This is a genomic window from Mycolicibacterium houstonense (genome assembly GCF_900078665.2).
Classification (GTDB): Bacteria; Actinomycetota; Actinomycetes; order Mycobacteriales; family Mycobacteriaceae; genus Mycobacterium; species Mycobacterium houstonense.
The window spans coordinates 729,889-737,782 of sequence record NZ_LT546207.1 but is presented as its reverse complement, the minus strand read 5'-3'; the positions used below and the strand labels follow the sequence as shown (position 1 = coordinate 737,782).

The following is a 7,894-nucleotide window of genomic DNA, read 5'->3' as shown; positions in this document are numbered from 1 at the left end:
TCGTCCCGGACAACCCGTACGACGACACCGCGGCCCGACGGGGGTGCGGCCCGGCCACCGGCCAGCCCACGGTTTCCCGCGGCACGAACAGTTCGGTCTGGATCCGCTCCATCTCGTCGGGAAGCCGGGTGAAATGCAGATTGGGCGGAACGGTGCCGTGTTGCAGCGCCAGCACGGCCTTCATCAACCCGACCGCGCCCGATGCGGACTGGCTGTGGCCGAAGTTGGTCTTGGACGACCCCAGCGCACAAGGGCCGGCCGTCCCGTAAACCGCAGCCAGACTCGCGAATTCGATCGGGTCGCCGACCGGTGTTCCGGTGCCATGTGCCTCGACCAACCCGACGGTGGCCGGGTCGACCGATGCGGCCCGCAGCGCGGCGCGGTAGACGGCCACCTGCGCGTCGCGCGACGGGGTGGCGATGTTGACGGTGCGCCCGTCCTGGTTGACCGCGGTGCCGCGGACGACCGCCAGAATGCGATCGCCGTCGCGTTCGGCATCGGTCAAGCGCTTGAGCAGGAGGACCGCCGAGGCCTCACCGGCCACGAAACCGTCCGCCGCAACGTCGAACGCATGGCACCGGCCGGTCGGCGACAGCATCCCCTGCGCGGAACCGGACGCCAGCTTGCGGGGCTCGAGCACGATGCAGACCCCGCCGGCGAGCGCCAGGTCGCTCTCGCCGTCATGCAGGCTGCGGCACGCGTTGTGGACGGCCAACAGGCTCGAGGAGCAGGCCGAGTCCACCGAGTAAGCAGGGCCGTGCGAGCCCAGGTGGTAGGCGATCCGGCCCGACGCCAGGCTGAAGTTGTTGCCGGTGAAGCCGTACGGGCCCTCGATCGAGTGGGCATCGGCGGCGAGAAGCTGGTAATCCCCGTGGGTCAGCCCCATGAAAACCCCGGTCAGCGACCCAGACAGGGTCCCGGGGTCGACGCCCGCGTGTTCGATGGCTTCCCATGCGGTCTCCAGGAGCAGACGGTGCTGCGGGTCGATCGCGGTGGCCTCGCGCTCGCTGATACCGAAGAATCCGGCGTCGAATCCGGCCACGTCATCGAGGAAGGCCCCCCACTTCGACACCGACCGCCCGGGCACTCCGGGCTCGGGGTCGTAGAACTCCTCGGCGTCCCAGCGCTCGGCCGGAACCTCGGTGACCAGGTCGTCACCCTGAAGCAACGCAGCCCACAACTGGTCCGGGGATTCGATTCCGCCCGGGAGCCGGCAGCCCATACCGATGACGGCGATCGGGGTGGCTGGTGTTTCGGCCAAGTGGGCTTACCTTTCTCGATGTTGAACTGAGCAAAGCTTCGCTCAACGTAGTCAGAACGCGGAAAAGAATGTGCGCTACGTTGCCACCGACGCACGGTACCGAATCCCCGCTTCCGGTTCGAGTCGTTGCCAACGCGGCTCCGTAGCCTAGCGCGTGGCCCAACCTGGATGTTGGAAACATCTGATCGCAAAAACGATCACGAGTTCGCTGCGCGACCCCGGCTTTCGAACGGCCGCAGCGACCACCCATTTCGCTAGCGAGGCCGGTTCGCCCACCCGTCCCGGCCCGGCGAGCATCGAATACTGCTATACCCCAACCCTTTTAGCGCAATCCCGATCAGGCTGCGATACCTGGCGGAAATTATCCCGCTAACTAATCCAGCCATCTTCCCAGGCCGGGAGATTACCTTTCTTCGGTTGTCCGTAGCACGAAAACCGTACCGAGTTTGCCATCTACAGTTAATTAATAGTTATTGGCTAAATAGTTAGCCAGCCACCGAGACGCAAACTGCAGAATCCGTACTTGAACCGAATTCACGTTCCGTCCACCAAAGGGCCCGAAAACGGTACGAAGGTGTACCCGAAAAGCGCATCAGCTAATGGCTGTTGTTGACAACGCAACGTAGTGACCAGCATTGATCGTGAACCTTCGCGTCTCCATGCAACGCCGTACGTTCACCGGGCGCCCACCTCGCCCGATACCGGGGCCGTGATGAGACTCAGCCCACGCCCCGCCGGATCGCGTGATTGGACCCACATCGACTACCAGAAGCAAACCAACCGGGGTTAACGGCAGACAGTCGCTTCGGTTACGGGATTTGTGTCCCAATATCGGGACAATGTGTGATGTATATCACCGCAGCTCGGCGCGCTGCCGCCGACTGGGTCGGACCGGCCGTCACCGCCCGCAACGAACAGAGCCGGCCCGACGGCGTGCGTCNGGTCTGGATCCGCTCCATCTCGTCGGGAAGCCGGGTGAAATGCAGATTGGGCGGAACGGTGCCGTGTTGCAGCGCCAGCACGGCCTTCATCAACCCGACCGCGCCCGATGCGGACTGGCTGTGGCCGAAGTTGGTCTTGGACGACCCCAGCGCACAAGGGCCGGCCGTCCCGTAAACCGCAGCCAGACTCGCGAATTCGATCGGGTCGCCGACCGGTGTTCCGGTGCCATGTGCCTCGACCAACCCGACGGTGGCCGGGTCGACCGATGCGGCCCGCAGCGCGGCGCGGTAGACGGCCACCTGCGCGTCGCGCGACGGGGTGGCGATGTTGACGGNCATCTGATCGAAGGTGACGTCCAGAACCTCGACGGCATCCCCGAGGACGGCTTGCGCGGCCGCCAACGCCATCTCGCAATAGGCTGCACCGGGAAGTGCGGCGACGTTGTGCACCTGGTGATCACCCAGCCACGGCTGGGTGCCCGTTCCGACGTCGGCCTGCCACACATGACGCTCGGGCTCCTCGGCGAGCCGCACGTGCGCACCCAGCAGCGGATGCACCGCGAGAACGGCCCCACCGGGCGCCAGCTCGTTGGGATCGCGGACGAGCATCAACTGCTGCCGGTTCCACGTGGGCAACGGCGCATCGACCAGCCGGCCGCCCGGGTAGAGCACGCCGAGGTCGACGTGGGCGCCTGCGCTGTGCAGATCGGCGACCACCGGAAGCAGGCCGCCCGCCATCTTCTGTTCCCGGCGCAGGGTCGCCAGTGCTTCGTGCGGGATGTCGAGGGCACGGGCGGTCTGATCGACCGCGTGGGTCAGCAGCGGGTGCGGCGCGAGTTCGGTGAACACCCGGAAGCCGTCCTCGAGCGCGGCTTGCACGGCGGCGGCGAACCGGACCGTGTGGCGCAGGTTGTCGACCCAGTAGTCGGCGTCCCAATCAGCCAGGTCCCGGGGGTCGTACAGAGTGGCCGAGTAGTACGGGATGGTCGGGTCCGACGGGTCCAGGTCGGCCAGCTCGTCAGCGAGCTCGTCGAGGATCGGGTCGACCTGCGGGGTGTGCGATGCCACGTCGACGGCCACCTCACGGGCCATGATGTCCCGGCTCTCCCAATCGGCGACCAGGGCGCGGATCGACTCCGTCGCGCCGCCGACCACGGTCGAGCTGGGCGAGGCGACCACTGCCAGCACCACGTCCTTGACGCCGCGGGCGGCCAGCTCCGAGAGCACCTGTTGGGCCGGCAGTTCCACCGACGCCATCGCCCCCGAACCGGCGATCGTCGCCATCAGCCGCGACCGGCGGCAGATGACCTTCACCCCGTCCTCGAGCGTGAGCACGCCGGACACCACGGCGGCCGCCACCTCGCCCATCGAATGTCCGATCACCGCACCGGGTTTCACCCCGCTGCTGCGCAAGCTGGCCGCCAGTGCGACCTGGACGGCGAACACCGTGGGCTGCACGCGGTCGATACCCGCCACCACGTCGGCGGCCGACATCGCCTCGGTCACGGAGAACCCGGACTCTCGCGCGATCAGCGGCTCGATCTCGGCGATCGTCGCGGCGAACGCGGGGTCTGAGGCCAACAACTCCGCGCCCATTCCGGCCCATTGCGAGCCCTGACCGGAGAACACCCACACCGGTCCGCGGTCATCCTGGCCGACGGCGGGCTCGTAGGGCACCTCGCCGGAGGCGATCTCACGCAGACCCGCGATCAGGGTTCCCCGGTCGGCGGCCAGCACCGCAGAACGCACCGGCCGGTGGGCCCGGCGGCGAGCCAGCGAGTACGCCAGGTCGGGCAGATCGACATCGGCACGGTCGGCCAGCCAATCGGCGAGCCGGCCGGCCGTCCGGCGCAGTTCGTCGGCGGAGGTCGCCGACATCAGGAACAACGATGGATCCGCGGGTGGTTCGGCCCCGCCGACCGGTTCGACGGCGATGGCGGCCGGAGCGGGCGCCTGCTCGAGCACGGCGTGCACGTTCGTCCCGGACAACCCGTACGACGACACCGCGGCCCGACGGGGGTGCGGCCCGGCCACCGGCCAGCCCACGGTTTCCCGCGGCACGAACAGTTCGGTCTGGATCCGCTCCATCTCGTCGGGAAGCCGGGTGAAATGCAGATTGGGCGGAACGGTGCCGTGTTGCAGCGCCAGCACGGCCTTCATCAACCCGACCGCGCCCGATGCGGACTGGCTGTGGCCGAAGTTGGTCTTGGACGACCCCAGCGCACAAGGGCCGGCCGTCCCGTAAACCGCAGCCAGACTCGCGAATTCGATCGGGTCGCCGACCGGTGTTCCGGTGCCATGTGCCTCGACCAACCCGACGGTGGCCGGGTCGACCGATGCGGCCCGCAGCGCGGCGCGGTAGACGGCCACCTGCGCGTCGCGCGACGGGGTGGCGATGTTNGACCGACGAATGCGGCCATGTCGAACACCATGGGCGTCAACAGCCGGTTGTGCACGAATCCGATCGCCAGTCCGCTCGCCGGATCGGCCCAGCCGACCGACCCACCGAGACCGACATGCCCGAATCCGGGCATGATCCCGAACGGCACCGAGTGATACCCGAGATGGAAACCGAGCGGCACGCCGAGATTGCGGTCCCGGCGCAACCCCGGAGGGCCGGTCAGCCTGGCCACCGTGCGCTCCGACAGAATCTGCACGTCGCGCAGGCGTCCCCGGTTGGCTATCGCCCCGTACATCTTCGCCAGCCCGCGCGCCGTCGCCACCCCGTTCACCGCGGGGGCTTCGGCATCCAGGAACGGGGTATCGCCCTGCACCAGAGACATGACACCCGGGAAGTACATCGAGCCGAAGGCGCCCGAGAAGTTCAACGCGGCCACCCGCGGTGCCAGGAAGTCGAAGGCATGGTTGGGCCACCGCAGTTGCGGCCCCAGAATCTGTGCGGGCCGGGTCGGGGCATCCGCCGGTGGACGTCCCAGATGCAGGCCGTCCGTGCCCAGCGGCTCGGCCAACTCGATCCGGAACAACTCGCGCATGCCCTGCCCGGTCACCGAGCGCGCCAGACCCGACAACAACCAGCCGTAGGTCAGCGCGTGATAGGCCTGCTTGCCGAACAACAGAGAATTCACCGGAGCCGCCGCGATACGGCCTTCCATCACCTCATGATCGAGCAGATCGGCTTTGCTGACGCCGTTGAGCTGCGACAGCCCCGCTTCGTGCGCCATCACCTGCCGCACCGTGACGGCGGATTTGCCGTTGGCCCCGAATTCGGGCCAGTAGGCGCTCACCGGAGTGTCGTACTCGAGCAGGCCACGATCGACGAGGCGGTGGATGATCGTCGAGGCCATGCCTTTTGTCGCGGAGAACACCATGGCACCGGTATCGGCCGTCCAGTACTGCGTGCCGCCACGATCCGAGTACCCGGTCCAGACGTCGACGAGCGGCTCGCCGTCCTGGTAGACCACCAGCGCACCGCCGCCGTATCTGCGGCCCGGGAACAGTTTCGAGAAGCCGCGGACCGTGCAGGAGAAGTTGCTGTCCGCCGCGCCTTGGACGCCGTGTGGGAGCGCCTCGTCGCGCCCCCGATTGTGATCGGTCACACAACCGAATTTACCTGGAACCCCGGCAAATCATCGCGGCGTTACCGACCTGTTAGCCACGGGTGGCGGGCGCGCCTCACGGCATCGGCTTGTCGTCCACCTTGAAGTCGACCTTGACGTTGCCGGACTCCACCGCATCGACGGTAGCGGTGACGCCGTACTTGGTGCCGTCCTTGGCTGTCAGCACACACCGCTGGGTCGCCCCGACCTTGCCGGCGATGCCGTCTTCGCAGGTCACGGATTTCGCCTTGCGCTTGGCCGCGGCTTCCAGCTTCTCCTTGGCCAGGGTCTGCAACTTGCTCTTGGCGACCGTCGGCTGCGGACCGGTCGGCTCACCGCCGCCACATCCGGTCAGCGTCACGCCGCCGACGATCGCCGCGGCCACGAGAACCTGCAGTTTCGTCTTCACGTCCCTCATCTCGGGTCAGCCCAGCCTTTCGCTTCCGGATCTGCACACAGCCTAGGTGTGAGCGCCGGGACTTCAGTCGGCCGCGTCGAGAATTTCCTGGGCCGCCAGCGCCGGGGTGAGTTCACCCTCGCGGACCCGGCGCTCGACCTCGTCGCGGATGCTGCGCACCCCGGGATGGGACATCACCCGGTCCAGCACGGTGTCCCGAACCATCGACCACGTCCAGTCCACTTGCTGCGCACGCCGCCGGGCCTCGAACTCCCCCGCCTCGGTGAGCACCTCTCGGTGTTTGATCACCGTCTCCCACAACTCGGCCAGCCCATTGCCCTCGATTGCGCTCATCGTGAGAACCGGTGGCCGCCAGAGGGTTTCGCGTGGATAGATCAGCCGGATGGCGCCGGTGAGCTCGCGGGCGGCGGCCTTGGCCTCGACCGCGTGCTCGCCGTCGGCCTTGTTCACCACGATGACATCGGCGAGCTCCAGCACACCCTTCTTGATGCCCTGCAGCTGATCGCCGGTGCGGGCCAGGGTGAGGAAGACGAAGGTATCCACCATGTTCGACACCGTGACCTCGGACTGCCCCACCCCCACGGTCTCGACGAGGATGACGTCGTAGCCCGCCGCCTCCAGCAGCACGATCGTCTCCCGGGTGGCCTTGGCCACCCCACCGAGCGTTCCCGAGGTCGGCGACGGCCGGATGTAGGCGTCTGGGTGTACCGCCAGCCGGGCCATCCGGGTCTTGTCGCCGAGGATCGAGCCACCCGTCCGGGTCGACGACGGGTCGACCGCCAGCACCGCGACCCGGTGACCGGCCTCGATCAGGTACATGCCGAGAGCTTCGATCGTGGTCGACTTGCCGACACCCGGCACCCCGGTGATACCGATGTGCTGTGCCTTACCCGCGTCGGCCATCAGCTCCAGCAGCAACTGCTGGGCCTGATCGCGGTGGTCGGCCCTGGTGGACTCGACCATCGTGATGGCCCGCGCCAGTGCGGCGCGGTCGCCGCTCCGGATGGCCGCCGCCAGTTCGTGAACGGAAGCCACTACTAGCTCAACTGGTAACCGAGCCGGTCTGCCAACTTCTGCAGCAGGCCGATGGCGGCATCGGCGATCACGGTGCCCGGCGGGAAGATCGCGGTCGCCCCGGCCTCGTACAGCTCATCGAAGTCCCCGGGCGGGATGACCCCGCCGACGACGATCATGATGTCCGGGCGGCCCACCTCGGCCAGCGCGTCACGCAGCGCGGGCACCAAGGTGAGGTGGCCTGCCGCCAGTGAGGACACCCCGACCACGTGAACGTCGTTGTCGGCGGCCTGGCGGGCCACCTCCTCCGGGGTGGAGAACAGCGAGCCCACGTCGACGTCGAAGCCGATGTCGGCGAATGCCGTCGCGATCACCTTCTGCCCGCGGTCGTGCCCGTCCTGGCCCATCTTGGCCACCAGGATGCGCGGCCGCCGGCCATCGGCCTCGGCGAACTGGTTCACGAGGCTCGTCGCATTCGAAAGTGGAGTGATGTTCCCGGCTCCGATCTCGTCGCGGTAGACGCCCGAAATCGTACGGATCTCCGCCTGATGGCGCCCGTACACCTTCTCCAGGGCGTCGGAGATCTCACCGAGCGTGGCCTTGGCGCGGGCGGCGTTGATGGCCAGGGCCAGCAGGTTGTTGCCCAGCCCGTCCTCGCCTGCCGACCCGGTGGCCTCGGCGGCGCGGCTCAGCTCGGCCAGCG

General features: G+C 67.9%; 4 protein-coding genes and 2 pseudogenes. All 6 read right to left on the bottom strand.

The features are described 5' to 3' along the window. Positions 1–1,222: beta-ketoacyl synthase N-terminal-like domain-containing protein (locus tag BN4332_RS03830; RefSeq protein ID WP_235654236.1), on the bottom strand; the 1,222-nt coding region annotated here is incomplete at its 3' end. 980 nt (positions 1,223–2,202) lie between these two features. Then, positions 2,203–4,602, bottom strand: a pseudogene (locus tag BN4332_RS03825) (acyltransferase domain-containing protein); the annotation flags it as partial. Beyond that, a pseudogene (lipL, locus tag BN4332_RS34085) lies at positions 4,515–5,759 on the bottom strand (esterase/beta-lactamase LipL); the annotation flags it as partial. The pseudogenes BN4332_RS03825 and lipL, both read right to left, overlap by 88 nt. 76 nt (positions 5,760–5,835) lie before the next feature. Then, positions 5,836–6,177 carry a DUF4333 domain-containing protein gene (locus BN4332_RS03815; protein WP_066897251.1) on the bottom strand — a complete coding sequence of 114 codons (342 nt, stop codon included), beginning with the start codon at positions 6,175–6,177 and terminating at the stop codon, positions 5,836–5,838. Positions 6,178–6,240: 63 nt separating this feature from the next. Beyond that, on the bottom strand, positions 6,241–7,212 hold the full coding sequence (gene meaB, locus BN4332_RS03810) for a methylmalonyl Co-A mutase-associated GTPase MeaB (RefSeq protein ID WP_066897250.1): 972 nt from the start codon (positions 7,210–7,212) through the stop codon (positions 6,241–6,243). Positions 7,213–7,214: 2 nt separating this feature from the next. Beyond that, on the bottom strand, positions 7,215–7,894 hold a 680-nt coding region (locus BN4332_RS34080; protein WP_235654007.1), incomplete at its 5' end, for a methylmalonyl-CoA mutase family protein.